At 46.1% G+C, this 22,960-nt stretch carries 27 protein-coding genes; 12 read left to right on the top strand and 15 right to left on the bottom strand.

Annotated features, from left to right (window positions below):
- The first annotated feature begins 25 nt into the window (after nucleotides 1-25).
- Together serC and AXI59_RS01235 are read left to right on the top strand one after the other, a co-directional pair.
- The gene (serC, locus tag AXI59_RS01240) at nucleotides 26-1,105 is read left to right on the top strand and encodes a 3-phosphoserine/phosphohydroxythreonine transaminase (protein WP_061527155.1); all 1,080 of its coding nucleotides are present in this window, start codon (nucleotides 26-28) and stop codon (nucleotides 1,103-1,105) included.
- A gap of 121 nt (nucleotides 1,106-1,226) precedes the next feature.
- A complete protein-coding gene (locus AXI59_RS01235; RefSeq protein ID WP_061527154.1) occupies nucleotides 1,227-1,745 on the top strand; it encodes a tryptophan transporter in 519 nt (172 codons plus the stop codon).
- Between the two features lie 58 nt (nucleotides 1,746-1,803).
- Here AXI59_RS01235 and yhzF read toward each other — a convergent pair whose 3' ends face one another.
- Nucleotides 1,804-1,995 carry a membrane protein YhzF gene (gene yhzF / locus AXI59_RS01230; protein ID WP_061521445.1) on the bottom strand — a complete coding sequence of 64 codons (192 nt, stop codon included), beginning with the start codon at nucleotides 1,993-1,995 and terminating at the stop codon, nucleotides 1,804-1,806.
- A 118-nt stretch (nucleotides 1,996-2,113) separates the two neighbouring features.
- Between yhzF and AXI59_RS01225 the strand changes: the two genes are divergently transcribed.
- Together AXI59_RS01225 and AXI59_RS01220 are read left to right on the top strand one after the other, a co-directional pair.
- Nucleotides 2,114-2,470 (top strand): YtxH domain-containing protein, encoded by a 357-nt coding sequence (locus AXI59_RS01225; protein WP_061521444.1) that lies wholly within the window; start codon nucleotides 2,114-2,116, stop codon nucleotides 2,468-2,470.
- 189 nt (nucleotides 2,471-2,659) lie between these two features.
- Nucleotides 2,660-3,271, top strand: coding sequence for an HTH-type transcriptional regulator Hpr (locus tag AXI59_RS01220; protein ID WP_061527153.1), 612 nt, complete (start codon nucleotides 2,660-2,662; stop codon nucleotides 3,269-3,271).
- Here the strand turns inward: AXI59_RS01220 and AXI59_RS01215 are convergent.
- Nucleotides 3,268-3,609, bottom strand: a complete 342-nt coding sequence (locus tag AXI59_RS01215) for a YhaI family protein (protein ID WP_061521442.1) — start codon at nucleotides 3,607-3,609, stop codon at nucleotides 3,268-3,270. The two genes, AXI59_RS01220 and AXI59_RS01215, sit on opposite strands and share 4 nt — an antisense overlap.
- 210 nt (nucleotides 3,610-3,819) lie before the next feature.
- Here AXI59_RS01215 and AXI59_RS01210 point away from each other — a divergent pair, with 210 nt between their 5' ends.
- Nucleotides 3,820-4,350, top strand: coding sequence for a DUF3267 domain-containing protein (locus AXI59_RS01210; RefSeq protein WP_061521441.1), 531 nt, complete (start codon nucleotides 3,820-3,822; stop codon nucleotides 4,348-4,350).
- 60 nt (nucleotides 4,351-4,410) lie between these two features.
- Complete coding sequence (locus tag AXI59_RS01205; protein WP_003155245.1) at nucleotides 4,411-4,629, top strand: hypothetical protein; 219 nt, start codon at nucleotides 4,411-4,413, stop codon at nucleotides 4,627-4,629.
- Nucleotides 4,630-4,687: 58 nt separating this feature from the next.
- On the opposite strand, the gene yhzE2 is transcribed toward AXI59_RS01205, so the two are convergent.
- Together yhzE2 and yhzE1 are read right to left on the bottom strand one after the other, a co-directional pair.
- Nucleotides 4,688-4,774, bottom strand: coding sequence for a sporulation protein YhzE2 (gene yhzE2, locus AXI59_RS01200; protein WP_003155248.1), 87 nt, complete (start codon nucleotides 4,772-4,774; stop codon nucleotides 4,688-4,690).
- Between the two features lie 124 nt (nucleotides 4,775-4,898).
- On the bottom strand, nucleotides 4,899-4,985 hold the full coding sequence (yhzE1, locus tag AXI59_RS18975; RefSeq protein ID WP_003327753.1) for a sporulation protein YhzE1: 87 nt from the start codon (nucleotides 4,983-4,985) through the stop codon (nucleotides 4,899-4,901).
- Nucleotides 4,986-5,144: 159 nt separating this feature from the next.
- Between yhzE1 and AXI59_RS01195 the strand changes: the two genes are divergently transcribed.
- Complete coding sequence (locus AXI59_RS01195) at nucleotides 5,145-6,008, top strand: peptidylprolyl isomerase (protein ID WP_061521440.1); 864 nt, start codon at nucleotides 5,145-5,147, stop codon at nucleotides 6,006-6,008.
- A 39-nt stretch (nucleotides 6,009-6,047) separates the two neighbouring features.
- On the opposite strand, the gene AXI59_RS01190 is transcribed toward AXI59_RS01195, so the two are convergent.
- The 6 genes from AXI59_RS01190 to AXI59_RS01165 form a co-directional block, all read right to left on the bottom strand.
- Nucleotides 6,048-6,275 (bottom strand): sporulation YhaL family protein, encoded by a 228-nt coding sequence (locus tag AXI59_RS01190; RefSeq protein ID WP_061521439.1) that lies wholly within the window; start codon nucleotides 6,273-6,275, stop codon nucleotides 6,048-6,050.
- A 118-nt stretch (nucleotides 6,276-6,393) separates the two neighbouring features.
- Complete coding sequence (gene yhaM, locus AXI59_RS01185; RefSeq protein WP_061527152.1) at nucleotides 6,394-7,338, bottom strand: 3'-5' exoribonuclease YhaM; 945 nt, start codon at nucleotides 7,336-7,338, stop codon at nucleotides 6,394-6,396.
- A 72-nt stretch (nucleotides 7,339-7,410) separates the two neighbouring features.
- Nucleotides 7,411-10,290 (bottom strand): ATP-binding protein, encoded by a 2,880-nt coding sequence (locus AXI59_RS01180; RefSeq protein WP_061527151.1) that lies wholly within the window; start codon nucleotides 10,288-10,290, stop codon nucleotides 7,411-7,413.
- Complete coding sequence (locus tag AXI59_RS01175) at nucleotides 10,287-11,513, bottom strand: metallophosphoesterase family protein (RefSeq protein WP_061521436.1); 1,227 nt, start codon at nucleotides 11,511-11,513, stop codon at nucleotides 10,287-10,289. Before AXI59_RS01175 ends, AXI59_RS01180 begins: the two co-directional genes overlap by 4 nt.
- Nucleotides 11,514-11,623: 110 nt before the next feature.
- Nucleotides 11,624-12,883: an ABC transporter permease gene (locus tag AXI59_RS01170; protein ID WP_061527150.1), complete on the bottom strand. Its 1,260-nt coding sequence runs from the start codon at nucleotides 12,881-12,883 to the stop codon at nucleotides 11,624-11,626.
- Nucleotides 12,876-13,772 (bottom strand): ABC transporter ATP-binding protein, encoded by an 897-nt coding sequence (locus AXI59_RS01165; protein WP_061521434.1) that lies wholly within the window; start codon nucleotides 13,770-13,772, stop codon nucleotides 12,876-12,878. Before AXI59_RS01165 ends, AXI59_RS01170 begins: the two co-directional genes overlap by 8 nt.
- A gap of 105 nt (nucleotides 13,773-13,877) precedes the next feature.
- Here AXI59_RS01165 and AXI59_RS01160 point away from each other — a divergent pair, with 105 nt between their 5' ends.
- Nucleotides 13,878-14,063, top strand: a complete 186-nt coding sequence (locus tag AXI59_RS01160; protein WP_061521433.1) for a YhzD family protein — start codon at nucleotides 13,878-13,880, stop codon at nucleotides 14,061-14,063.
- Nucleotides 14,064-14,086: 23 nt separating this feature from the next.
- Here the strand turns inward: AXI59_RS01160 and AXI59_RS01155 are convergent, their stop codons facing one another.
- Entirely contained in the window at nucleotides 14,087-14,854 is a 768-nt protein-coding gene (locus AXI59_RS01155) for an enoyl-CoA hydratase (protein WP_061521432.1), read from the bottom strand.
- A gap of 179 nt (nucleotides 14,855-15,033) precedes the next feature.
- Here AXI59_RS01155 and AXI59_RS01150 point away from each other — a divergent pair, with 179 nt between their 5' ends.
- Genes AXI59_RS01150 through AXI59_RS01140 form a run of 3 tightly spaced genes read left to right on the top strand, consistent with a single transcriptional unit; the run spans nucleotide 15,034 to nucleotide 17,138 of the window.
- Nucleotides 15,034-15,387 carry a hypothetical protein gene (locus AXI59_RS01150; protein ID WP_061527149.1) on the top strand — a complete coding sequence of 118 codons (354 nt, stop codon included), beginning with the start codon at nucleotides 15,034-15,036 and terminating at the stop codon, nucleotides 15,385-15,387.
- A 28-nt stretch (nucleotides 15,388-15,415) separates the two neighbouring features.
- The gene (locus AXI59_RS01145; RefSeq protein ID WP_061527148.1) at nucleotides 15,416-15,913 is read left to right on the top strand and encodes a cation:proton antiporter regulatory subunit; all 498 of its coding nucleotides are present in this window, start codon (nucleotides 15,416-15,418) and stop codon (nucleotides 15,911-15,913) included.
- 7 nt (nucleotides 15,914-15,920) lie between these two features.
- Nucleotides 15,921-17,138 carry a cation:proton antiporter gene (locus tag AXI59_RS01140; RefSeq protein ID WP_061527147.1) on the top strand — a complete coding sequence of 406 codons (1,218 nt, stop codon included), beginning with the start codon at nucleotides 15,921-15,923 and terminating at the stop codon, nucleotides 17,136-17,138.
- A gap of 26 nt (nucleotides 17,139-17,164) precedes the next feature.
- On the opposite strand, the gene AXI59_RS01135 is transcribed toward AXI59_RS01140, so the two are convergent.
- From AXI59_RS01135 to AXI59_RS01125, 3 genes are all read right to left on the bottom strand, one after another.
- Nucleotides 17,165-18,454 carry a lysine N(6)-hydroxylase/L-ornithine N(5)-oxygenase family protein gene (locus AXI59_RS01135; protein ID WP_061527146.1) on the bottom strand — a complete coding sequence of 430 codons (1,290 nt, stop codon included), beginning with the start codon at nucleotides 18,452-18,454 and terminating at the stop codon, nucleotides 17,165-17,167.
- A 101-nt stretch (nucleotides 18,455-18,555) separates the two neighbouring features.
- Complete coding sequence (locus AXI59_RS01130; RefSeq protein WP_061521430.1) at nucleotides 18,556-20,058, bottom strand: coproporphyrinogen III oxidase; 1,503 nt, start codon at nucleotides 20,056-20,058, stop codon at nucleotides 18,556-18,558.
- A 115-nt stretch (nucleotides 20,059-20,173) separates the two neighbouring features.
- On the bottom strand, nucleotides 20,174-21,040 hold the full coding sequence (locus AXI59_RS01125) for a Cof-type HAD-IIB family hydrolase (protein ID WP_061527145.1): 867 nt from the start codon (nucleotides 21,038-21,040) through the stop codon (nucleotides 20,174-20,176).
- Between the two features lie 448 nt (nucleotides 21,041-21,488).
- Here AXI59_RS01125 and AXI59_RS01120 point away from each other — a divergent pair, with 448 nt between their 5' ends.
- Nucleotides 21,489-22,562, top strand: coding sequence for a DNA alkylation repair protein (locus AXI59_RS01120; protein WP_061527144.1), 1,074 nt, complete (start codon nucleotides 21,489-21,491; stop codon nucleotides 22,560-22,562).
- 35 nt (nucleotides 22,563-22,597) lie between these two features.
- On the opposite strand, the gene AXI59_RS01115 is transcribed toward AXI59_RS01120, so the two are convergent.
- On the bottom strand, nucleotides 22,598-22,951 hold the full coding sequence (locus AXI59_RS01115; RefSeq protein WP_061521428.1) for a YlbF/YmcA family competence regulator: 354 nt from the start codon (nucleotides 22,949-22,951) through the stop codon (nucleotides 22,598-22,600).
- Nucleotides 22,952-22,960: the final 9 nt, after the last annotated feature.

Here is a 22,960-nt window from a genome sequence, read left to right as displayed (position 1 = left end):
CGGAAAACGGGGAGAGATCGTAATCATGGAACGTACAACTAATTTCAACGCAGGACCGGCAGCCCTTCCTTTAGATGTGCTGCAAAAAGCACAGAAGGAATTTGTCAACTTCAATGAAAGCGGCATGTCCGTCATGGAGCTGTCTCACCGAAGCAGCGAATATGAGGCGGTGCATCAAAAAGCGAAAAGCCTTTTAAAAGAGCTGATGGGCATTCCGGACGATTATGATATTTTGTTCCTCCAAGGCGGCGCAAGCCTTCAATTTTCAATGCTGCCGATGAACTTCTTAACACCTGAAAAAACGGCCCACTTCATCGTGACAGGCGCTTGGTCTGAAAAAGCTCTTGCCGAAGCGAAGCTGTTCGGGCAAACAGCGGTGACGGCAACGAGCGCAGATTCAAACCACAACCATATTCCGGAAGCTGACCTCTCAGGAATCAATGACGGCGCCTACTTGCACCTTACGTCAAATAACACGATTTTCGGAACGCAATGGAAGGAGTTCCCGAATTCGCCGATCCCGCTTGTAGCCGATATGTCGAGCGACATTTTGAGCAGAAAGATCGACGTTTCCAAGTTTGACGTGATTTACGGCGGCGCCCAAAAGAATCTCGGACCGTCCGGTGTCACAGTTGTTATTATGAAGAAATCATGGCTTGAAAACGAAAATAAAAACGTTCCTAAGATCCTGAAATACTCTACGCATACAAAAGCAGACTCGCTGTATAACACGCCGCCGACATTTGCGATTTACATGCTGAGTCTCGTCCTTGAATGGCTGTCAGAAAACGGGGGCGTTGAAGCGGCTGAACGGCGAAATCAGCAAAAGGCCGATGTCATTTACAGCACGATTGATGAAAGCGGCGGCTTTTATGCGGGCCATGCTGAAAAGGACAGCCGTTCTCTCATGAACGTAACATTCACGCTTCGTGAAGACAGCCTTACGAAGAAATTCGTTGAAGAAGCGAAAGCCGCTAAAATGACGGGACTCGGCGGACACCGATCAGTCGGAGGCTGCAGAGCCTCCATCTACAATGCAGTCAGCCTGGCTGATTGTGAAAAATTGGCTCAGTTTATGAGAAAGTTCCAGCAGGAAAACGAATAAAAATTCTTCTATCAGAACGGTTCCTTTGATATACTGTTTGCATATCAATATTTCCGGCCATCGCAATAAATGACGAGCATATTATTGGATGGCAAGAAAGCTTAGCAGAGGAGAGCATAGTATGAAAACAAAAGAGTTAGTCATTATGGCCCTGTTTGCGGCAATCGGGGCGGTGCTTCATTCCGTCATGCCGCCTGTATTATTCGGAATGAAACCCGATATGATGCTTGTGATGATGTTTATGGGGATTCTGTTATTCCCCCGGGTGCAGAACGTATTGATGATCGGAATCGTGACGGGAATCATTTCCGCACTCACCACATCATTTCCGGGCGGCCAGCTTCCGAACATCATTGAAAAACCGGTGACGGCGTTTCTGTTTCTCGCGCTGGTGCTGCTGATGAAAAAGAGCGCCAAAACAGTGCCGGCTGTCATCATTACGGTGATCGGCACAATTATTTCAGGAATGGCCTTTTTAGGTTTGGCCCTTCTCATCGTCGGTCTGCCCGGCGGATTCACAGCCCTCGTGCTTGCGGTCGTCCTTCCGGCGGCAGCGCTGAACGCCATTGCCATGATCATTATGCATCCGATTGTGCAAACGATCTTAAAACGGTCTAATATGATAGAAACGGCGAAATAATCGCATACCTAAACCTCTTCCGCTTCGGAAGAGGTTTTTTAATGTGTTTCGGCATGTTTCATAACAGGAGTTTTGTGAAAAAAATAAGGAACAATGCGAGGGCGGTTCCTGTTGAGCAGACAATGGCTTTTTGACGGACGACCCGCTTTGGCGGATAAGAAGCGGCCTGGCCGAGCAATTTCAGGTAATAAACGGCGCCCGACGCAAAGATAAGAGCCATACAAGATAAAACAATCATAAAGACAGACAACCTTCTCCCTCCTTTTCCCTTAAAAAATATGCTAAAATAAAGCAAGCTATGTATAGAAGTTTATTCTTCTGAACAAAAATGGTAAAAGCTTGTGAGAAAAAAAACGGGGTGATTTCAAATGGCTGACGGACGTTCCCTTTTAACAGGCCTTTTCGTAGGCGGATTGATCGGAGGAGCGGCAGTGTTGCTTTCGGCTCCTTCATCCGGGAAAGAGCTGCGGGGCAAAATTAAAGAAAATTGTAATTCCATTGAGGAAACAATTAAGCGGTTAAAAACTGACGGCAAGGCGCTGAAGGACCAGCTTGTCCAAACGGCGAAAGAAAGTGCTGAAGTCATTAAAGACGTAGGCGGAGAACTGCAGACGAGCATCAAAAAGTGGCAGGAGGAAATCAAGCCGCACCAGCAGGATCTCCAGAAGGAAATCGCTGATATTGAAGAAAAAATCAGACAGCTGGAGAAAACCTTACAAAACTAATATCCTATCCAATCAAAAAAAGTGCGGACACATTGCGTCCCGCACTTTTTTCTTATACTTTAAAGCCTTTCCCAGCAAAGGATCAAGAATTTATTATAAAATTCTTAAATTTTCATCTTTATTAATCTTTATTAATCTTTATTTTATTGGCATAATAGAGAAAAAGAAAATGAGAAGCAGGTGATCGGATTGAATCGTGTTGAACCGCCTTACGATCTAAAAGAAGCACTGATCTACACTCAAAAAATGGCACAGCTGTCAAAAGCTCTTTGGAAATCTATAGAAAAGGATTGGCAGAATTGGCTGAAACCGTATGACCTTAATATCAATGAGCATCATATTTTATGGATTGCTTATCAGCTTAAGGGAGCATCAATTTCTGAAATCGCAAAATTCGGGGTCATGCACGTATCAACGGCATTTAATTTTTCGAAGAAACTTGAAGAGCGCGGATATTTGAAGTTTTCCAAACGGCTGAATGACAAACGAAACACGTACATTCAGTTAACCGAAGAAGGTGTAAATGTATTCGAAAGTCTGCTTGAGGAGTTTGACCCGACGAGAAACGCAGTTTTTAAAGGCTCGCAGCCTCTCTACCACTTATTCGGGAAGTTTCCGGAGGTCGAGGAATTAACTTGTGTCATCCGCCACATTTACGGCGAAGATTTTATGGAGATATTCGAAAAGTCACTTACGAATATTAACAATGATTTTGAGAGTGAAGACGGAAAGCTGAAGAAGAAAGCGGGCGAACAGGCCGTCCATGAAACAGCTGAAGAACTGGAACCGATAAACAGTTAATCAAAATGCTTCATGATCTCGATAAATTCTTCCATCAGTGCTGTATAAAGCCCCTGCTCGTACAGAGCAAAAATAGTTTCATGGACATCTAATTTTTCGTTCAGCTGTCCCGCAAAAAGTGCAAGGAGCTTATCAAATGTCACAAAACCTTGCGCTTTTTGCGACCTCAGCTCGTCCTCTAATTCGCGGCATATGCGCCCGACCTCTTCCCCTTCCTCCTCGGTCAGCCCTTTTTCAATCATCATCGCATAAAAAGGGTACTTATCCATATCTACCGTTTTCACCAGCAATTGTATGTAATATTCTAACCGCCCGATACGCTGATCCATTGAATCCATCCGTTTCACTTCTTTCTATCTTTAATCTTATTTTAGCTGATAATGCATAGAGAAGAAAGCTTTAACCGTACATTTCCATGTTTCACCGGTCTCTTCTCCCCTTCCCTCACCGGGTTTATTTTTTTCTCTAAAAAAGGATTGATTTTTTCTCACGAAGAGAGTAAATTATTTTGAGATTGTATTCCATCTTTGTACGGAAGGATGACTCTGATGAATTGCTGGAAAACCATTAATCTGGTTAAAGATTATGGTGCGGTTCGTTTACTATTAACTGCTGTAGGTTTTATGATCCTGTTTTTTATATCTAACTTTTTAGCGTTTGGGCTTTTGCGGCCGAATATCAGTTTAAGTGACGGTTACGTACCCGCCTTTTGCGTTTTGCTTGTCGTTACTTTATTTGTACATAAAGTCATACATGTCCTGCCGATGATCTGCAAAAAAAGAAAAAAGGAAATGAAGATGTATTTTTTGCGGATGCCGACATGGAAACGGATACCAAAAACGACTATGCTGATTTCGACAATAAGCCCGTTTTTGTTGATCACGCCGGTGTTATTTTACGCCGGGCTGGCGTTCCCGAGCCACGCCCATTATTTTTATATGATTTCAAGCATCCATGCTGGCTACTGTCTGCCCGACCTTCTGTTTGCGCTGCATCTGATGAAAGCGCCCAAATCATGCTTAATCGATCAGGAATCCGACGGTTTCGATATTTTAGTAAAAAAATTGCCGGAGTCTTGATGTCCCGCTGATTTTTCAGCTTACATTCTATCTTTTTCAATAAATATTTGGTAATGTAATATGGGAGCAGTTCAGAGAGAGGGGGAATCTCCCATTATTTTATTCTATTTTATCGTGGCTGCCTTGTTTATCCTGTATTTCATAAACAGGCTCACAAATACATTATGCCTTGTCAGAGAGATTCCTGAAGACCGGCAGGATAAGGTATTCCGCTTTATTAATGTATCTATTTTAATTTTATTGATCTCTTCTTTTGTCGAGATCTCCTTTACTGTGTAAACGGGCAAAAAAAATATGGCTGCCGGCGAATAACGCGGACAGCCATATTTTTTTACCCTTAGTACAGCCAAGAAGCGCCGATGATGATCAATAAGATGAACAGCACGACCAACAATGCAAAACCGCCTGCAAATACTTCTCCCATCTTAAAAAAGCACCTCCTACAAAACGTTTTATTTTTCCAATTACATCATATGCAGTGAACTGCTGAAACGATTAGTCGCCTGGGGAAGAAAAGGACCGCTTAATAAAAAGCGATCCCGACTCGCTTAATAAATGTACGCTGCACCTACGATAATAAGCAAAATGAACAGTACAACGAGCAGCGCAAAACCGTTTGAATATCCTCCGCTCATGGTTCATTACCTCCTTTTCTTGATCAATATATTTGTATGTATCAGGAAAAAGTTTGACTAGACGAATGCCCTTTATTTAAAATCTTTTTACAGAAAGCCACAATATGTTATGATACGCATATGCAATTTAATTTGGAATGATTAGGAGTGTTTAAAGGAATGAAAAAAATCGCAATAGCAGCTATTACGGCGACAAGCGTCCTGGCTCTCAGCGCTTGCAGCAGCGGCGACAATGACGTGATTGCCAAGACGGATGCCGGCAATGTAACGAAAGGCGAGCTCTACACGAACATGAAAAAAACGGCAGGAGCAAGCGTCCTGACACAGCTCGTGCAAGAAAAGGTATTGGCCAAAAAATACAAAGTATCGGATAAAGAAATCAACAACAAGCTGGATGAGTATAAAACACAGCTCGGCGATCAATACAGCACCCTTAAACAACAGTACGGCGAAGACTACCTGAAGGATCAGGTAAAGTACGAACTGCTTGCCCAAAAAGCGGCGAAAGACAACATCACGGTGACAGATGCCGAAACGAAAGAATACTATGACGGTTTAAAAGGTAAAATCCGCGCAAGCCACATCCTTGTTGCTGATAAAAAGACGGCTGACGAAGTGGAGAAAAAGCTGAAAAAAGGCGAGAAGTTTGAAACGCTTGCGAAAGAATACTCAACTGACAGCTCAAAAGACAAGGGCGGCGACCTTGGCTGGTTTGATAAAAAATCTATGGATTCAACATTCAGTAACGAGGCATTCAAGCTGAAGGTCGGACAAGTCAGTGATCCGGTAAAAACGAAGTTCGGCTACCATATCATCAAAAAGACAGAAGAACGCGGCAAATATGACGACATGAAAAAAGAACTGAAACAAGAAGTTCTTGATCAGAAATTGAACGACAACTCAGCTGTACAAGCAGCGATTCAGAAAGTCATGAAAAAAGCTGACGTAAAAGTAGAAGATAAAGACTTAAAAGACACATTTAATACGTCGACTTCTTCTGATAGCAGCTCAAGCTCCAAATAAAAAAACTGTGCAGGCTCTTCGCGAGCCGCACAGTTTTTTTTATGCGATCGAATGATTGGAGTTTTCTTCAGCTTCTTCGTTTTCATTTGCGGGTGCCGCCAAACGGCGCTCCCGTTCTTGTTCCATCCGTTCGATATAGATTCTGCCTTCCTTTTCAATAAACGACTGGTCGAGTTTTTCCTCCTCTTTCGCTGTCGCGAAAAGCTTATAGGCACTGAAAATAATTCCGATAATGCAAAGGTACACCCACCATGGAAAAAATAACACGGCGTTTTCCTCCCTTTTTCACGTAGAGTCTTTACTCTAAGCTATGCGGGAGAAAGACAAGTTATGTGGGGCTGATATAAAAAAAGGACCGATCACGGGGATCGGTCCTTTTTTCTGCTTATTGGTGGAAAGCCGGTTTGTAGAATGAGCGGTTTTCTAGCGCAAATACGCGCTCTGTATATTCGCCCGGCTTGACTCGTTCAAGCGCTCTGTCCATCATGATCATTTTCGCATCCAGGTTGTCAATGTAATGCAAAATTTCTGCTTCTTTGACCATCGGCGGTTTCGGGCTTCCCCATTCCGCTTTTCCGTGATGGCTCAAAATTAAATGCTTCAGGATTAACACCTCTTCAGCATCGATTTGAAGCTCTTCGGCAGCTTTTGAAAGCTCTGTCACCATGATCGAAATATGCCCGAGCAAATTCCCTTCCACCGTGTACGTCGTGGATACAGGGCCTGAAAGCTCTTTTACCTTGCCGAGATCATGCAGAATCACGCCGGCATACAATAGGTCACGGTCAAGCGACGGATATAAATCGGCAATCGCTTCAGCCAGCTTCAGCATGGAAACGACATGGTACGCGAGCCCCGAGACGAACTCATGGTGATTTTTAGCCGCTGCCGGATAATCCATAAACTCAGCGGCGTATTTTTTCACCAGATGTCTCGTAATCCGTTGGATATTTGAATTTTTCATTTCAAAAATATATTGAGTGATGAGATCCATCATTTCATCTTTTGGAATCGGCGCCGTTTCAAGAAAATCGTCAATGCTGACATTTTCATGCTCACCGGCGGGCCGGATGTTTCTCAGCTTGAGCTGGTTGCGCCCCCGGTAATGATGAACGTCCCCGACCACTTTTACAATCGTCTGCGGCGCGTATGTCAATTCATCGCTTTGCTTGGCATCCCACAGCTTCGCTTCGATATCTCCCGATTGGTCTTGAAGCATTAACGTCAAAAACGGTTTTCCGTTGCTCGCAATTCCTTTCGTCGAGGATTTAATCAGTAAATATTGATCGACCTGCTCGCCAACCTCGTGCAGCATAATACCTTTTGCCATTCTATTAAAGCTCCCTCCATATCTTACATAATACCAGTATAGCACATACCTCTTTTTAGAAAATAAACTCTTTTATGACAGCAGCTGTGTTACATTTTCGCTCTGAAACGACTGTCTGACATGCTCATGGCAAGTGAAATAAAGCACCTGCCGCCCGCCTTCTGTCAGATGTTCCAGCACCTCAAACAGCCGTGTCAGACGCTGTCTGTCAAAATGGACGAAACTGTCATCCAGTAAAAATGGCAATGATACGGCAGACTCCCGCTCTGCCGCAAGGGCAAAGCGGATGGCCGCATAAAGCTGCTCGCACGCTGCTTGTGACAGCTCTTCAGCAGAAAAGACGGCTCCGTCCTTTCGCATGACCATAATGGAGTCATCCGACTCTGAGAAATAAATCCTCTCATAGCGGCCGCCGGTAAGCGGATCGAATAACGCCCCCGCCGTTTCTAACAGCCGCGGAAGCGTGATTTTTTTATGCCGCTCTATTTTTTTCCTGATGACATGCCGGACCGTCTGCAGCGCAGCCCACTCCTTAGCCGAGCGTTTGACGCGTTCCTTTTGCATTTCCGTCTGCTGCTTTAAGTCGGATACAAGCCCTGATAGCTCCAGCTGCTCCTGCTTAACCGCGAGTAAAGCGATTTGCTCACGGTGATGCCCGGCTTTTTCCTCAAGCTGTTCTTTTTCTTCCTGTTTCTGAATGAGCATACTCTCTAGCTCAGGTACAGTGCGGCTCACGTACGGCTTTAATTCCGCCCCGCTTATGCCCGACAATTGCGTCTTGATCTCATGAAGCTTGCGTTCTGTTTCTTGACGGCTTTCATTCAGCCTGGACAGCGCGCAAAATTGTTCGCGGTTTTTCGCGCCTGCCGCCTTAAAAAGCTGTTTTACCTGTTCCTCATAGTAATGAATCTCTTCGTTTAATTCACGTATTTGCTCTTCTGTATGCAGCAGATCCGTTTCAAGCGCCTGTTTGCGTTTCGCAGCCTCGCGCGCCCGTTCTGCCTGTGCGAGTAAATGATGCAATGCTTCTTTTACGGGCAGCTCTTGATCGCTTAATGATGCGCTCAGCTTGCGGACGCGTTCTTCAAACGCCCGTTGAAGCTTTTGCAGTCTGCCCGCTTCAATGGTCAGTTCGTGCTTTCGCTGGATTTCGCTCTTCACGTCTTTCATTACATGGTATGCGTCAAGAAGATAGGACGGGTCGCCAGTAAACCCCAGCTCCTTCATAAAATGCTCCGCTTTTTGTTGGAACGGCGCCATTTCGGCCTCCCATTCTTCATATTGGCGAATCACTCTTTCGTATGCGGCTTCTTTCTGCTCAAGCACGGCGCGATCCGCGATCAGCTGCTGTCTGTACTGGCCGTCACGCCAAAGCTCTTCTTGCAGCAGGTCAGCCGCTTCTTTTGACATCAGCGGCTCCCGCTTTTGAAGGCCGGTCCTGTCTGACAGCGCTGGTTTTTGTTTGCCTGACAGGATGTACAGCAAAAGAGCGCCGAGAAATACGGCAGCGGGAAGCCATTCCTTTATCATGATGAAAATGGCAATGAACAGAATGCCCGCACCGAGAAACAGTTTTTTTTGTTTGGCCCGCTGTTTTTCTAACAGCTGAAGCTGTGTCTGCAGTTCATGCCCTTCTTTATCAGCCGTTTGCTTATGCGCTTCTAAAGCGGCTTCTTTTTCTTTTCTGACAGCCGGATCAACTATGTTTGCCGCTGTCATGTTATGCTTGCGCTCGGCTTCCTCCAGCTCCAGCCGGGCTTGTTCGAACATGTCATCGAGCTGTGATTTCCTGTCTCTCGCTTGTCCGGCGTTTTGTACGGCCTCTTGCAGCTGCCATTCATACTCATAAGCGGTGTTTAAAGGAAGGATGTCTTCTTCCTCCCGTTTGCCGAGCTGCTGCAGCCCTGAAGCGACGCGGGCAGATGTTTGCCGGAGTCGGGCTTGAATTGCGGCAAGCTGTTCGCCGCGGGATTGGTACATATGCTGTTCACTTGACAGCTCCTGTAAAAGCCGCTCATTCTTTAGCATGTCTTCATCCGGGGCGAGCTGTTCGGCCTGCCTTCGGATTTCCGCCGCTTTTGCCCGAAGTGCTTCAAGCCGCGCCGCTTTCGGATGAAGATGCGATTCGTATTTTTCAAGCTGATACATCCCGTCGCCGGGGAATAGTTCCAGTGACTGCGGATAGGAGGCAAGCTCGCTCTTCAGCGCTGTTTTCTGATCTTCAAGCGGCTTGGCTGCAATTGCCGTTTCTAACGTTCTGATCTCTTCCGATAACGCCGCGAGCTGTGCTGCTTCATCCTGCAAACGGGCGCCGGCGTTTTTTTTCTCCTCAAGGAGCCGATGATACCCCGCTTCCGCTGATTCTGCCTGTTTAAGCTTAGCGGCAAGCTGCTTTAATGTTTCAAGCTCTTGATTTAAGCGGGGATTCCGCCCGTTAGGCTTATACATTCTGTCCAGCTCTTTTGCCAGCCTGCCATCAAGCTTTGATACCGCCTCTGATCCGAATAAGCTGGAAAACAGGAGAAACTCGCCGATTTTGTCACGGTTGAAAGCATGAATCTCCTGCAGCCCGAAAACATCAAAAGAATATATTGCTTCGTATAATGCCCGGTCTGTATTTGATAGAAGCTGTTTCAGCCACTCCCCGTCCTTTACTTCGCCCGCAGCCGTGTAGACTCTGATTTTTTCTGCCGCGCCTTTTGTCCGTTCAATTTTCAGCGCACCGTATGTTTCATGGTTCAATTCCACAACGCCGCCGTAGACGCCGCCATTTTTCGGCTCGTATTTTTTTGACTTCGGGAATCCGAACAGCACGCTTTTGATAAAGGACATCATCGTCGTTTTGCCGGCTTCGTTTAATCCGTAGATGACTTGCACGGACGATGCTGACAGCTGAAAGGTTTGATTGGAAAACTTTCCGTACTGATAAATATGAAGCGCCGTTATGTTCATGTTCCAATCTCCTTCAGCTGGCGTTTCAGCACGGTTTGCGCCTGCCGCTTAATGTCCTGTATATCCTCATCTGCAAAGGAAGGCATCTGCCTGCGGTACACGGGATGGCGTTCAAGCGCTTCAAACACCTCATTCATGTCCGCGCACTGCTCTATGTCCTGAAGCAGCCCTCCGAAAAACGGATCTAGGAGCTCGCCGCTGGCCTTTTGATCTGTCCGGTCCTCAATGGCAAGCGGCCAGACGAAACATTCCTCTTCCGCCTCTTCTTCCTGTAAGGCGGAAAGAAACTCTTCTGTAATGCCGCTTGGCGCCTCTGTCCAAAAGCGGGGCGATTCACCGCACAGAACAAGCTTGACACACGCCGGACGGCCTGCCGCACGAAAGCCGGCAAACGCGGCTGACGCTGTTTTCATAAGAGACGTCATCTGTTCAGCGCCTGAGATATCTAGCTCGATTTCCTCCCACAAAATATCATGCGCCTGTTTGAACTCATAGGAAATGTCTCCGTTTGTCACCTGGACGAGATAATATCCTTTAGGCCCTGTTTCCTTCAAATGGCGGGCTTGAATATTGCCGGGATAGATTGCTGCCGGGTGACGCGGGGAAAGAACCTGCCGTTTATGAATATGTCCGAGCGCCCAGTAATCCATGCCGCTTTTTTCGAGGTCTTCTTTTGTAAACGGGCAGTACGGATCGTGGCCCTCCGCTCCTGATAACGTGCCGTGGAGCATGCCGATATGAAAGGGCGCGCCGGTTGCTTTTCGATAACGGGCGGCCTGATTGACCGTCACGATTCTTTCCGGATAGCTGCATCCGTATATGCTTGCCGCAAGCTTTCCGTTTTTAAAATACGATTTTTCCTCAGGTGTATCTGATGTGAAAATATGTACGTTTCCGGGCCATTCAATCGGTGTCCAGTCACCGCCCAAGTGGTCGTGGTTTCCGAAAATGACGAACACTTGGATTTCCGCCTCTTGTAATCTTGTAAACTGTTTTCTTAAAAAAAGCTGCGCTTTTAAGCTTCTGTTGGCTTCGTCAAACAAATCCCCCGAAAGCAGCACGAAATCTGCTTTTTCCCGGAAGGCATCGTCTATAAGCCGGCTGACGCTGTGAAAGGTGCTTTCTTTAATGCGGGCATATACCGGTTCAGGCAGATGCGAGATGCCGTAAAACGGGCTGTCGAGATGCAGGTCGGCGGCGTGAATAAACGTCAAATCAGCCATCGCGCCCTCCCCTTTCTGTAGGTTGAAGTACCCTTATTTTAGCACCCTTTTTGTACGAATGCACGTTCTGCCTTATAAAAAAACAGCCCGGTTGCCCCAGGCTGTTTCACTTATTGTTTGGAGATGCGAAGCGCTTGTTTGATTGCTTTGAAGCCGCCGGCATTTCCGTAGATCAAAACGCCGCCTTTGTAAATTCTTGCGCCGATGACTGCCAGGATCAGAATGGTGACTATTGTCAGGCCGATGCCGACAGCCGCCTGCCAAAACGGAATATCGAGCATGCCGACGCGCAAAAACATAATCATCGGCGTAAAAAACGGAATGTACGACGTGACGGTAATAAAACCCGCGTCAGGCCGGCTGAGGCCGAACATCGCGATCATAAAGCCGGCTACGACTAAAAAAATCATCGGCTGAATCGTCTGCTGCACGTCTTCTATCCGGCTGACAACGCTGCCGAGGAACGCGGCAAGCGTGGCATAAAGAAAATAGCCGAGCAAAAAGAAAATCACAGCATATATGACCGTTGAGACCGGAACGTCCGTAAAGTTGAGAAACTGGCTGACAGGCGATGATGCTTGATTCTGATGATTCAGCGTCAGCGAGAGATAACCCGCTGTCAGCAAAATAGCGAATTGGGTGATCCCTACAAGCGCGATGCCGAACAGTTTGGCAAACATCTGCTGAATCGGCGGCATGCTCGATATCAGAATTTCCATCACCCGTGAGGATTTTTCCGTCGCTACCTCCATCGCAATCATGCTTGCGTATAAGATCACGGCAAAATAGATGACAAACAGCATAATGTATACAAGGCCCATCACCTGGCCGAGCTCTTCCTCAGATTTTGCGCCTTTTTCCAGCGCTTTTTTACTGACTGCAGCAGGCGTGTACAGGCTGCTGACCGCTTCCTCTGAAACGCCGAGTTTGGCCGTTTCGACAGCGGTTTTTGTCTGGGTTAGCGCCTGTTTGAGCAGTTTGTACGCTGATTCATTAGAAATGGTTAATGCCTGATAGGCTCCCGATATCGTACCCTTTTGATCTCGTTTGATGATAAACAGCCCATCCCATGTCCCATCTTTGATCTTCTTCACGGCCCCTTGCTTTGATTGTTTCGTGTGCAGGACCTGCAGTTCATGATCGGTATCCGCTGCATGAAGCTGTTTCGCAAACACCGGATACAGATCGCCCGTTTCGTCAATCACTGCGATTTCCTGCTTTTCATCTCCCGATTGAAATACGGAAATAATGGATTGCAGATTGGTCAGTAATAAAACCATTAATACTGTAATGGCCGTTGTGATAATGAATGACTTTGCCGTGATTTTATTTTTGTATGTATGAAACATCATGATCGAAAATTTATTCATAGACGGCCCCCACCTTTTCTATAAAAATATCATGAAGTGACGGCTCTTCCAGTTCAAACTTCCGAATAAATCCCTTCCCTTGCAAAGCTGAGAAAATATCCTGAGAAACCGGTTCGTTTTCAATCTGCAGCCTGATCCCGTCATTTGTTTCCTTCCATTTGACTACACCTTCATGCGTTTTTAAAAAGCTGAGATCGTCATCTGAGTGAATCGTGATATTTTTTTTGCCGAAGGATCGCTTAATTTCTTTGAGGTTCCCTTGAACGACCGGTTTCCCCTTCTGCAAAATGCACAGATTTTCACAAAGCTCCTCCACATGCTCCATCCGGTGGCTTGAGAAAACGATAGAAACGCCGCTGTTTTTCAAAGAAATAACCGCTTCTTTCAAAAGCTCCACATTTATCGGATCAAGTCCGCTGAAAGGTTCATCGAGAATTAACAGTTCAGGTTTATGAAGCACGGCAGAAATGAATTGTATTTTTTGCTGATTGCCTTTTGACAGCTCTTCGACTTTCTTATTCTCGTATTCTGTGATGCCGAACCGCTCAAGCCATGTGACAAGTTCCTTTTCGGCTTCTTTTTTCCCCATTCCTTTTAATCTCGCAAGATAGACAAGCTGGTCCTTCACCTTTATTTTCGGATACAGCCCGCGTTCTTCAGGCAGGTAGCCGATTTTTTCGCTGATCGAGTAGTCAACGGGACGGCCTTTCCAGCTGATCGAGCCGTCAGTGATGCTTAACAGACCTAAAATCATCCGAAAAGTCGTCGTTTTCCCTGCACCGTTCGCGCCGAGCAGACCGAACATTTCCCTTTCAGGTATATCTAAATGCAAATCGTCAACAGCAGTAAAGCTGCCGAATTTTTTCGTAACATGATCAATTGTAAGCACTGATCCAACTCCTTTCCTGATCCATTATATCCTATTACTGGATAAAAATTAATGAAGGACTTTGAATTCTTTTTCAGAATATTATCATACAAAGGAGGTGACGAGATGGGACAATATGTATTGACCGCATTCCATCCGTCCGGGGAAACGCTGCTCAATGAACGGATTGAGGCTGAAAATGAGCAAAGGGCGAAGGCCGCCGGAGAAGCATTATTGAAGGAAAAAAAGCTGGAGAACAACACGCACCGATTAGTAAACGAAGCCGGAAAGCTGATTTTATTCCACAGATGACAGAAGCTTTCCGGCTTCTGTTTTTATCGGTTAAATTGCGGAGTGCGTTTTTCTAAAAACGCGCGGATGCCTTCTTTATGGTCATCCGTTTTTCTCATATTTTCCTGGGCCATTCGTTCAAGAGATAGAACGTCTTTTAATCGGTTCATATGAAGACTATTGTAAATAGCTTTCGTTTCAATCATCGCAGATAAAGGCGCGTTTAATAAACGGTCGATATAAGGCTTCGCACCCGTTTTCGGATCACCGCTGAAAAGCCCGTCCGCCAGCTTCTTCCGCACCGCCTCCTCAGCCGGCAATTTTTCACCGCTCCAAATCAGCTTTTTCGCTTCCATCTCTCCGACGCGCCTCATTAATAAATAATGGCCGCCTCCATCAGGAACAAGTCCGATCCCGATAAAATTCATGGCAAGGCGGGCATTTTCTTCAGCGAGCACAACATCAGCACACAGGGCAAAACTCAGCCCAAGCCCCGCTGCGGCGCCGTGGATGGCGGCTATCACTATTTTCTTCATATCATAAAGCGTCAGCGTAATCGATTCGATCATTTTCATCAGCCGTTCATATTGCCCGGCATCATGAGCTGACGTCATCATTTGGATATCGCCGCCGGCAGAAAAGCCTCTGCCTTCCCCTCTCAATAAAACGATAAGCGCGTCACTGTCAGCGGCCATGACACATGCGTTTTCCAATTCCCTCAGCATTTGTTCATTCAGCGCGTTGTAGCTGTCAGGCCGGTTCAGTATAATTTCTGCAATCTTTCCCTTTTCTTCATATTGAACATACTCCATTACAAATCCCCCTTGTATCCGTTTACAATTTTGTTCAATTAATATATTCCTCCTGCAAGAGCCAATCCCCTTTATTTTTCAAGGTCAATAGATACTGAAAAATGCATATCATTTGAAACTGGTCATACATTTTTATATAGTGAAATTGACCATACATGAAAAAGGGGGGAACGCAACTAATGAAATACATGATTCTCAGCTTCGTCCTGGGCATATTTATGGTGCTGTTCCCCTCTTCAGATGTGGTCTTACCTTCCCAAACTGTGACAGAGGCGGACAGCCACGTCCAAATCTCGGTGTACCCGCAGGAAACGGAGTCGGCAAAAACGCCTGCTTATGCGAAAACTTCACAGCAAGACCTGTCAAAGGGGTACAGCATGTTATCCCGCATGATCCGCCTGTTATCTGTCAAACCTCTTGATCAATTCATTGAATCCGCATTGGAAAGGACATGCGCCATTCCGATACAATACCAGTCCAATTACCTCCGGCATCAATTCGATGATCAGTGCCAGTCTGAATTTACAGTCTAAAAAACAGTACATTTCGGAGGGATTTTTTATGAATATTAAAGAAAACGATTTGCCCGGCATCGGTAAAAAATTTGAAATCGAAACGAGAAATCAGGAAAAAATGACGATTATCATACATGATGACGGCAGACGGGAAATTTACCGATTTGATGACCAGGACCCTGATGAACTTCTTGCAAGCATTTCCCTTGATGATGCCGAGGCGAGGCAGATTGCCGCGATTATCGGCGGGATGGTGTACAAACCGCAGACGCTCGAATCGATCGAAATGGCGTTCAGCGATCTGATTATCGAATGGTTTAAAGTTGAAAAAGGAGCTAAATCTGTCGGGCGGACGCTCGGTGAACTGGATGTGCGCCAGAACTATGATGTGACGGTAATCGCCATCATTAAACATAACCAGAAAAAGTTTTTGAACCCCGGCGCAGATTCCGTCCTTGAAGCGAACGACACACTCGTCCTCTCAGGCGAAAGAAAGCACCTGAAGAAACTGATTCAAGACTTCCTTTCAAGAGACGGAGTGTGATCGGTATATGGACCATCTTGTATTTGAAGTCGGAACGGCGCTTGTACTTGTCGCCATTGCAAGTGTCATTGCGAATAAAATCAAATTTTCGATCATTCCCTTTCTGATCATTTTAGGAATGCTTGTCGGGCCGCACGCGCCCCAGGCGGGAATCATTGACTTGACGTTTATAGAAAGCGGAGAGGTGATTGAGTTTTTCGGACGGATGGGCGTCCTGTTTCTCCTCTTTTACCTCGGGCTTGAATTCTCAGTCGGAAAATTAGTTAAATCCGGACGGTCGATAGCGGTCGGCGGAACGATTTATATTTTAATTAATTTCAGTTTAGGACTGATTTACGGCTTTATTACCGGTTTTTCCTTTTTGGAAGTGCTTGTGCTGGCCGGCGTCATCACGATTTCATCGAGCGCCATTGTCGCAAAGGTGCTGGTTGATTTAAAACGCACGGCGAATCCGGAAACAGAATTGATTCTCGGCATTATTATGTTTGAGGATATCTTTCTGGCGGTGTATTTGTCCGTCGTTTCCGGCCTTGTGCTGGGAGACGCAACTTCCTTCGGAAGCGCGCTCTTGTCGATTGTGATCGCCCTCGGCTATATGCTGCTGTTCTTTATCGCCGCGAGAAAGCTGCCGCCTATTCTGAATAAGCTGCTTGATATCCGTTCAAATGAAGTGTTTGTCATCGTGATTTTTGCCGCTCTCTTTTTCATTGCCGGTTTTTCCGAGACGATTCATGTCGCTGAAGCGATCGGCGCGCTCTTGCTTGGGCTTGTGTTTTCGGAAACGGTCCATTCTGACAGGATTGAACATCTCGTTGTTCCGTTCCGGGACTTTTTCGGAGCCATGTTCTTCTTCAGTTTCGGGCTCAGCATTGACCCGTTTTCACTCGGGGATGCGGTATGGCTTGCTTTAGGCGCTGTCCTTCTCACCATTGCCGGGAACTTTATCGCCGGCATGATTGCCGGCCGCCGGGCGGGGCTTTCCCATAAGGCATCATCCAATATCGGGCTGACCATCGTGTCACGCGGTGAATTCTCAATCATTGTCGCAAATCTCGGGATCGCCGGCGGACTGTCCGCCTCGCTAAAGCCGTTTGCTGCTTTGTACGTCTTGATTCTTGCGATTCTCGGCCCTTTGCTCACGAAGGAATCGAAGCGGATATATCTTCAATTGAACAAAGTTTTCAAGTGGAAAACAATTTTAAAAAACAGCCGGGATCATAAATAAAAAAACTGACCTCTTGTCACAAGGGGTCAGTTTTTTTGAGCGGGAAGAAATTGCTGAAAAGCCGTCTTTTTCTTAACGGAGAAATGCTCTTTTCCCATAATGGTATTGATCATTCTTTGGTTTCTATAAACAGAAAGCTTTAAATTCGTAGCGCCCGTGCCGTGAGAATGATCAAGATTCGTTAATGTGAAAAAATGATGTGTCCGGCCGTCCTTAAAGACAAGGCGGGAGTCATCCGTCACTTTAAACCGCTTCTCATCCTCCCATTCAATTTTAGAAGAGAAAGCTGAAAACCATTCCGGGATATGCGGTTTAAAGCCGGTGGCCAAAATGACTTTTTCTGAATCAACGTTGAAGGATTCATTCATCTGCCATTGGTGAAAGCTCAGTACACATCGCCCGTCACGTTTTTCAATCTCTTTGAGCTCCGCCATCGGCTGGATGTACACGTCAGGCGAGCCGCCGCTGATCGACCTGTGGTACAAGGCGTCATAAATGGAGGCAAGCGTGTCAGAATCAATGCCGTGGCGCAGCCCGTTCAGCTCAGGGAGTGTGTTCAGCCGTTCTTTGAAAGGAAGCCGATTGAAATATTCCACATAATCCGGCGTAAACATTTCCTGTCCGAGCTTGGCGGTTTCTAACTCACGAAATCCGGCGGAGCGTGTCACCCACTGCAGCCGGCAGCCGCGGTAATTTTCATCATTCAATAAATCAGAAAAGATCTCCGCCGCACTTTGGCCCGAGCCGACGACTGTAATTGATTCAGCGCCGCTGAGCTCGTCTTTCCGAAACAAATATTCCGGGCTTACCAGCGTGTCCCGCCGCACATCGCCATCAAGCTCCACCGGAACAAGCGGCTCAGAGCCCGTGCCCATTACGATATGTTTCGCATTATATACCGTGACGGTTCCGTTTTCAGTATTTTTTACGCTGACTTGATAATGTCCGTCCGCGTCCTTTACGCCTACGACCTCTGAGCCGAAACGGCACGACTCGATTTCTGAAGCCGCCCAGCTTAAATAGTCATTAAATTCGCGTCTCGGAATATCGAATTCATTGAAAGTATAAAAACGGTACAGCCGATCATGTTCATGCAAATAATTCAGGAACGTATAACGGCTTCTCGGATCGGCCAGTGTAACGAGATCCGCTAAAAACGCCACCTGCAAATCCGTTCCTTCTATTAAAAGACCCGGATGCCACGCAAATTCCTTCTTTTTATCAAAGAAAAGGGCGTCTATTTCAGGAATGTCCTCCAGTAACGCTGCCAGTCCTAAATTAAACGGCCCGATTCCTACTCCTATGACATCATACATATTTTACACCTCTTACAATTAACACTCTGAACTGCTTTTCCCTTTCTCACGAGCTGCTAAACATAAAAAAGCGGCACGCTGATTGCGTGCCGTCTTCCTGTTTATAAAGCAGATTTCACAAACATTTCATCTAAATATTTTATTTTCTCTTCTGTGTAATGCTCGAATCGGTCATTGTATGATTTCGGATCTTTCGGGTTTGCGAAATGCGTGATTTTCCCCGTTTCAGGATGAATGAATTTGCTTGCCGCGCCGCAGCCGATACCGATAATCGTCTGTACTTCTTCCATAATCATAATGTTATAGATACTTTCCTGTCCCGGTATGGAATAACCGACATTTTCAAGGTTTCCGAGAATGTTTTTCTGACGGTACAAGTAATACGGAGCGTAGCCGTGCTCTTTTGTCCAGCGGACGGCGTCTTCCATCATGCGGGACACCTCTTCTCTGTCGGCGACCTTATATTTATGCTTGTTTCTCGTCATTTCTGAAGCCCGTTTGAAAGAAAGCGTATGAACGGTCAGGGATTCAGGCATGAGCTTTTCCGTTTCATCAAGGCTGTTTCTGAACTCGGCTGTGCCTTCTCCCGGCAAGCCGATAATTAAATCCATGTTAATGTTATTCATGCCGTGTTTGCGGGAAAGATGATATTTTTCGATTGTTTCTTCAACTGTGTGATGCCTGCCGATCGCCTTCAGCGTTTCATTTTCGTACGACTGCGGGTTGATGCTGATTCTGTCGATTTTATACTTATTTAAAACGGCCAGCTTTTCTTCCGTTATCGTATCAGGACGCCCTGCCTCGACCGTGATTTCCCTGATGTTTTCAACATTCGGGAAGGAACGGACCATTTCTTCGTATAAAAGATCCATTTCTTCGGCCGTAATGCTCGTCGGCGTTCCGCCTCCGAAATAAATTGTCGTTACCTTGATGTCGTGCCGTTTCAGCCATTCTCCGATCTTCTGCATTTCATAATGAAGCCCCCATAAGAAGGAGCCGACTCTTCCGGCCTGCCCTTGGATGGCATAGGCGGGGAAGGTGCAGTAAGCACATTTCGTCGGGCAAAACGGAATTCCGATATAAATGCTGACTTCATCTTTGACCTTGTACAAATCGGGAACAGCGGCGAGCTGGCGGTCGACGATTTCCTGCATTAAATTGATTTTTTCATCATGAATTAAGTAATCCTTTTTCAGGTCAGCGTGCGCTTGCTCCTTCGTCTGCCCGCTTTGGAGTTTTTTATGAAGGAGCTTCGTCGGTCTGATTCCGGTTAAGATTCCCCATTTTTGCGTGATGCCTGTATGGGCCTGGAGAAGATTTAAATACACGTACGATAACGTGTTTTTTAATTGTTTAAAAACCTCTTTTTCATTCCATCCGGCGAGAACCTGTTTCGTGTGGTGTTCCGTGACGGCCGTGCCTTTTATTTCTCCTGATACCGAAACGCTGTCCGCACCTTTGGAAATGCTGAGAGAGATGACGAGATCGCAAGGTTCATCAGTCTCGCCGTACACAAGAACACACTCTTCAAAAAATAAATTCGCGATGTTTTGCAGCGGACGATGCAGCCTGTCATCCGTAATGCCGTCTATTTTGATTTGCAATGTGATCACCTTATTTTTCAGATTCAAAACTTTCTTTAGTGTACAGAAAGAACAGGCTAAAATCAATCCGCGCGAAAAAGCCGCAGACCGGCGATTGCGTGTCTGCGGCTCTTCATTATAAGCGTTTCATGTGGAACTTATCGAGAAATCCTTTCCGCTGCTGCATACGGAAATATTCCTTGATCATATAGGCAACGCCTTGTTCGTCATTTGACCTTGTGACCCAGTCCGCTTTTCTTTTCACTTCATGGGAAGCATTCCCCATCGCAACCCCGAGTCCGGCAAGCTCAATCATCGGCAGATCATCATCCTGATGGCCGATGGCGACAACCTCTTCCATTGAGAATCCCAGCTCAGCGGCGACAATTGCGAGACCGCTTTCCTTTGATACACCTTTAGGCACGATGTTCAGCTTTTCCTCGTTGATGCGGATTACATCAACGGACGGGAAGGCTTTCACAATCGTCTCCGTTATATCAGTTTGCAGGCCGCTTTCGGCATAGACTTCAATGACGGGCGCCGAGACGGGTTCGTCAAGCAGCAAATCACTTAATGATTCGACAAACTGCACCGGATAAAAAATCGGATCAGACGGGTGAATCATCGTTTTCCCTAGTAAGTTTGAATTCACTTTTTTCTTATTTCCGATGGAATATTTCTCATGAAGGAGCCGGATGTTGCATTGGTAGCTTTCCAGCACCTGCACAATATTAAACGTGTGGTCTTCTGAGATTTTCTTCTCCAAAAACGGTTCATCTATTTTTTCGGCGATGTACGCCCCGCTGTGGGAAATCAGCATTGCGTCAAGCTTTAACGTTTTCGCTATTTTTTGAGCGGATCGAAAATGGCGGTTTGTGACCAGCGTGACGTAAATCCCTTTTTTCTTAACGTATTCGATGGCATCCTTTGTCGTCTGGTGCAGCTTTCCGTTGGACCGAAGAAGCGCCCCATCTATATTTAACGCCAGCATTTGTTTTGACACAGAGAAGTCCCCCTCCTTGATGACTGTACTTGTCATTAGGATATGACCCTGTCTCTCTGTTTAGAACAACCTTTTCTCCGCAGCAAAAAAGCCTGCCTCAGCAGACTTTGAATGTTCGTCTTTTTTGGGATACGATCGTTTGCTGCCTTTCTCCCCAATGTGTATTTCTATTTTCGAAATATATCAGGAACCCCTTTTTTGACCGTTGATGCGCTCGTTTCACTTACTCTCTGTTGCTACCCCTAAAAAAAACAGACAGTATCGGCGACCGTATCCTTTGTTATTCTGTAAGTGTAGGCGCTTTCAGGATTATTATCTCAATTTTATTGTTAAAAGACAAGGGTTTTTTTAACTAAAAAAATCAGAGGGTGTCTCTATGCTGAAGGTAATATAAAATTGAAACAGAACGTACATTCGTATATAATGAAGAAAAAAAGCGGTGACAGCCATGTCTCAATTAAAAGACATTTATAACGAAGATTTCGTTCAGAAACTGATAAACACAATCAAAACGGCGGCTCCGGCTTTTGACCGGGACAAATGCCGGGCGCTCATTTTTCAGGAGGACTGGCCGGAGCTTGCGTTAAAACAGCGGATGCGCCGGATTACGGACTCTTTATATGAAACGCTGCCGAAGGATTACACCCAGGCGCTGGATATTTTATATCAGGCCGCTCCCCATTTTACGGGGCTTTCCGGCATTGTTTTTCCCGATTATGTTGAACAGTACGGAACGGGACACTGGGAAAAATCAATGAAGGCGTTAGAAATGTTCACCCGGTACTCTACTTCCGAATTTGCCGTGAGACCCTTCATCAGATTAAATCAGGAGCGGATGTTCAGCCAGCTTCTTGTATGGGCACAGCATCCGGACGAACACGTCAGAAGGCTTGCCAGTGAAGGCTCCAGGCCCCGTCTACCATGGGGAATCTCAATTCCTTCCCTTCTGTCCGACCCCGCTCCGATTCTTCCTATTCTTGAACGTTTAATGCAGGATGAATCGTTATATGTGAGAAAGAGCGTCGCGAATAACCTTAATGATATATCGAAAACACATCCCGTCCTGCTGTCACGGATTGCGGCCGAGCGCTTCGGAAGCCATCCGGATACGGACTGGATTCTTAAACACGCTCATCGGACGCTGTTAAAAAAAGGAGACAAGCAGGCACTCGCAGTTTTTGGATTTGAGGACACGCCCGCCATCACACTGGAACGTTTTACATTGCACACCGAAACGGTTTCCATCGGCGGCAGCCTGCTATTCTCCTTTCATATCCGCTCATCCGGCAGGCATAAGGTCAGGATTGACTACGCGATTGATTATGTAAAATCGAGAGGAAACCGCAGCCGCAAGGTGTTTAAAATATCGGAGGCCGTCATGAATAACGGAGACGTAAAAGCCTTCAGCAAACACCACGCCTTTAAAGATTTAACCACCCGTAAGCATTATAAAGGGATTCATACGCTGTCGATTATCATCAACGGGACGGTAAAAGCGTCGCTTGATTTTTCCGCTCAATAAAAACCCCCTCCTTTTTAAAAGGAGGGGTTCGCACATTAATTTTCCGGATTGCCGTAAAGCTCTTCAAGAGGTTTCATGATAATTTTGTTTAACTCGCCGATCAGCATGCTCATGCGCTGTTCTGCTTCCATCAGCTGAGAAATTGTTTCATGCTGCTGCACGAGAGCAACCGTTTTTTGCGCTTGCTCTACCTCTTCCTGCGTAATTTCTTCACCTGACATTTGCTTTTGCTGAAGATTCAGCTGCACGTTGCGGAAGTTATCAAACATGCGCTTTGCAGAGTCATCAGTATTTACTTGATCGTAAAGCCCCTTCAGACGGCTGTATTCTTCGCTGTTCCGCAGTGCTTTTTCAAGATCATATGCTGCGTCATAAAAATTGACTGCCATATTAAACCG

The sequence above is a fragment of the Bacillus nakamurai genome (assembly GCF_001584325.1).
In the GTDB taxonomy this organism is placed as follows: Bacteria; Bacillota; Bacilli; order Bacillales; family Bacillaceae; genus Bacillus; species Bacillus nakamurai.
The sequence above is the reverse complement of the archived record's forward strand: the minus strand, read 5'-3'. Positions and strand labels throughout refer to the sequence as shown.

Excerpts from the sequence above, each read along its gene's own strand:
- AXI59_RS01150 (WP_061527149.1), top strand. The coding sequence starts at position 15,034 with ATGAAATACATGATTCTCAGCTTCGTCCTGGGCATATTTATGGTGCTG.
- AXI59_RS01160 (WP_061521433.1), top strand. The coding sequence starts at position 13,878 with ATGGGACAATATGTATTGACCGCATTCCATCCGTCCGGGGAAACGCTG.
- AXI59_RS01170 (WP_061527150.1), bottom strand. The coding sequence starts at position 12,883 with ATGAATAAATTTTCGATCATGATGTTTCATACATACAAAAATAAAATC.
- AXI59_RS01225 (WP_061521444.1), top strand. The coding sequence starts at position 2,114 with ATGGCTGACGGACGTTCCCTTTTAACAGGCCTTTTCGTAGGCGGATTG.
- AXI59_RS01215 (WP_061521442.1), bottom strand. The coding sequence starts at position 3,609 with ATGGATTCAATGGATCAGCGTATCGGGCGGTTAGAATATTACATACAA.
- AXI59_RS01135 (WP_061527146.1), bottom strand. The coding sequence starts at position 18,454 with ATGTATGATGTCATAGGAGTAGGAATCGGGCCGTTTAATTTAGGACTG.
- AXI59_RS01180 (WP_061527151.1), bottom strand. The coding sequence starts at position 10,290 with ATGAACATAACGGCGCTTCATATTTATCAGTACGGAAAGTTTTCCAAT.
- AXI59_RS01120 (WP_061527144.1), top strand. The coding sequence starts at position 21,489 with ATGTCTCAATTAAAAGACATTTATAACGAAGATTTCGTTCAGAAACTG.
- yhaM (WP_061527152.1), bottom strand. The coding sequence starts at position 7,338 with ATGGCAAAAGGTATTATGCTGCACGAGGTTGGCGAGCAGGTCGATCAA.
- AXI59_RS01195 (WP_061521440.1), top strand. The coding sequence starts at position 5,145 with ATGAAAAAAATCGCAATAGCAGCTATTACGGCGACAAGCGTCCTGGCT.
- AXI59_RS01145 (WP_061527148.1), top strand. The coding sequence starts at position 15,416 with ATGAATATTAAAGAAAACGATTTGCCCGGCATCGGTAAAAAATTTGAA.
- AXI59_RS01205 (WP_003155245.1), top strand. The coding sequence starts at position 4,411 with ATGGGAGCAGTTCAGAGAGAGGGGGAATCTCCCATTATTTTATTCTAT.
- AXI59_RS01210 (WP_061521441.1), top strand. The coding sequence starts at position 3,820 with ATGAATTGCTGGAAAACCATTAATCTGGTTAAAGATTATGGTGCGGTT.
- AXI59_RS01115 (WP_061521428.1), bottom strand. The coding sequence starts at position 22,951 with ATGGCAGTCAATTTTTATGACGCAGCATATGATCTTGAAAAAGCACTG.
- yhzE1 (WP_003327753.1), bottom strand. The coding sequence starts at position 4,985 with ATGAGCGGAGGATATTCAAACGGTTTTGCGCTGCTCGTTGTACTGTTC.
- AXI59_RS01235 (WP_061527154.1), top strand. The coding sequence starts at position 1,227 with ATGAAAACAAAAGAGTTAGTCATTATGGCCCTGTTTGCGGCAATCGGG.
- yhzE2 (WP_003155248.1), bottom strand. The coding sequence starts at position 4,774 with ATGGGAGAAGTATTTGCAGGCGGTTTTGCATTGTTGGTCGTGCTGTTC.
- AXI59_RS01155 (WP_061521432.1), bottom strand. The coding sequence starts at position 14,854 with ATGGAGTATGTTCAATATGAAGAAAAGGGAAAGATTGCAGAAATTATA.
- AXI59_RS01175 (WP_061521436.1), bottom strand. The coding sequence starts at position 11,513 with ATGGCTGATTTGACGTTTATTCACGCCGCCGACCTGCATCTCGACAGC.
- AXI59_RS01140 (WP_061527147.1), top strand. The coding sequence starts at position 15,921 with ATGGACCATCTTGTATTTGAAGTCGGAACGGCGCTTGTACTTGTCGCC.
- serC (WP_061527155.1), top strand. The coding sequence starts at position 26 with ATGGAACGTACAACTAATTTCAACGCAGGACCGGCAGCCCTTCCTTTA.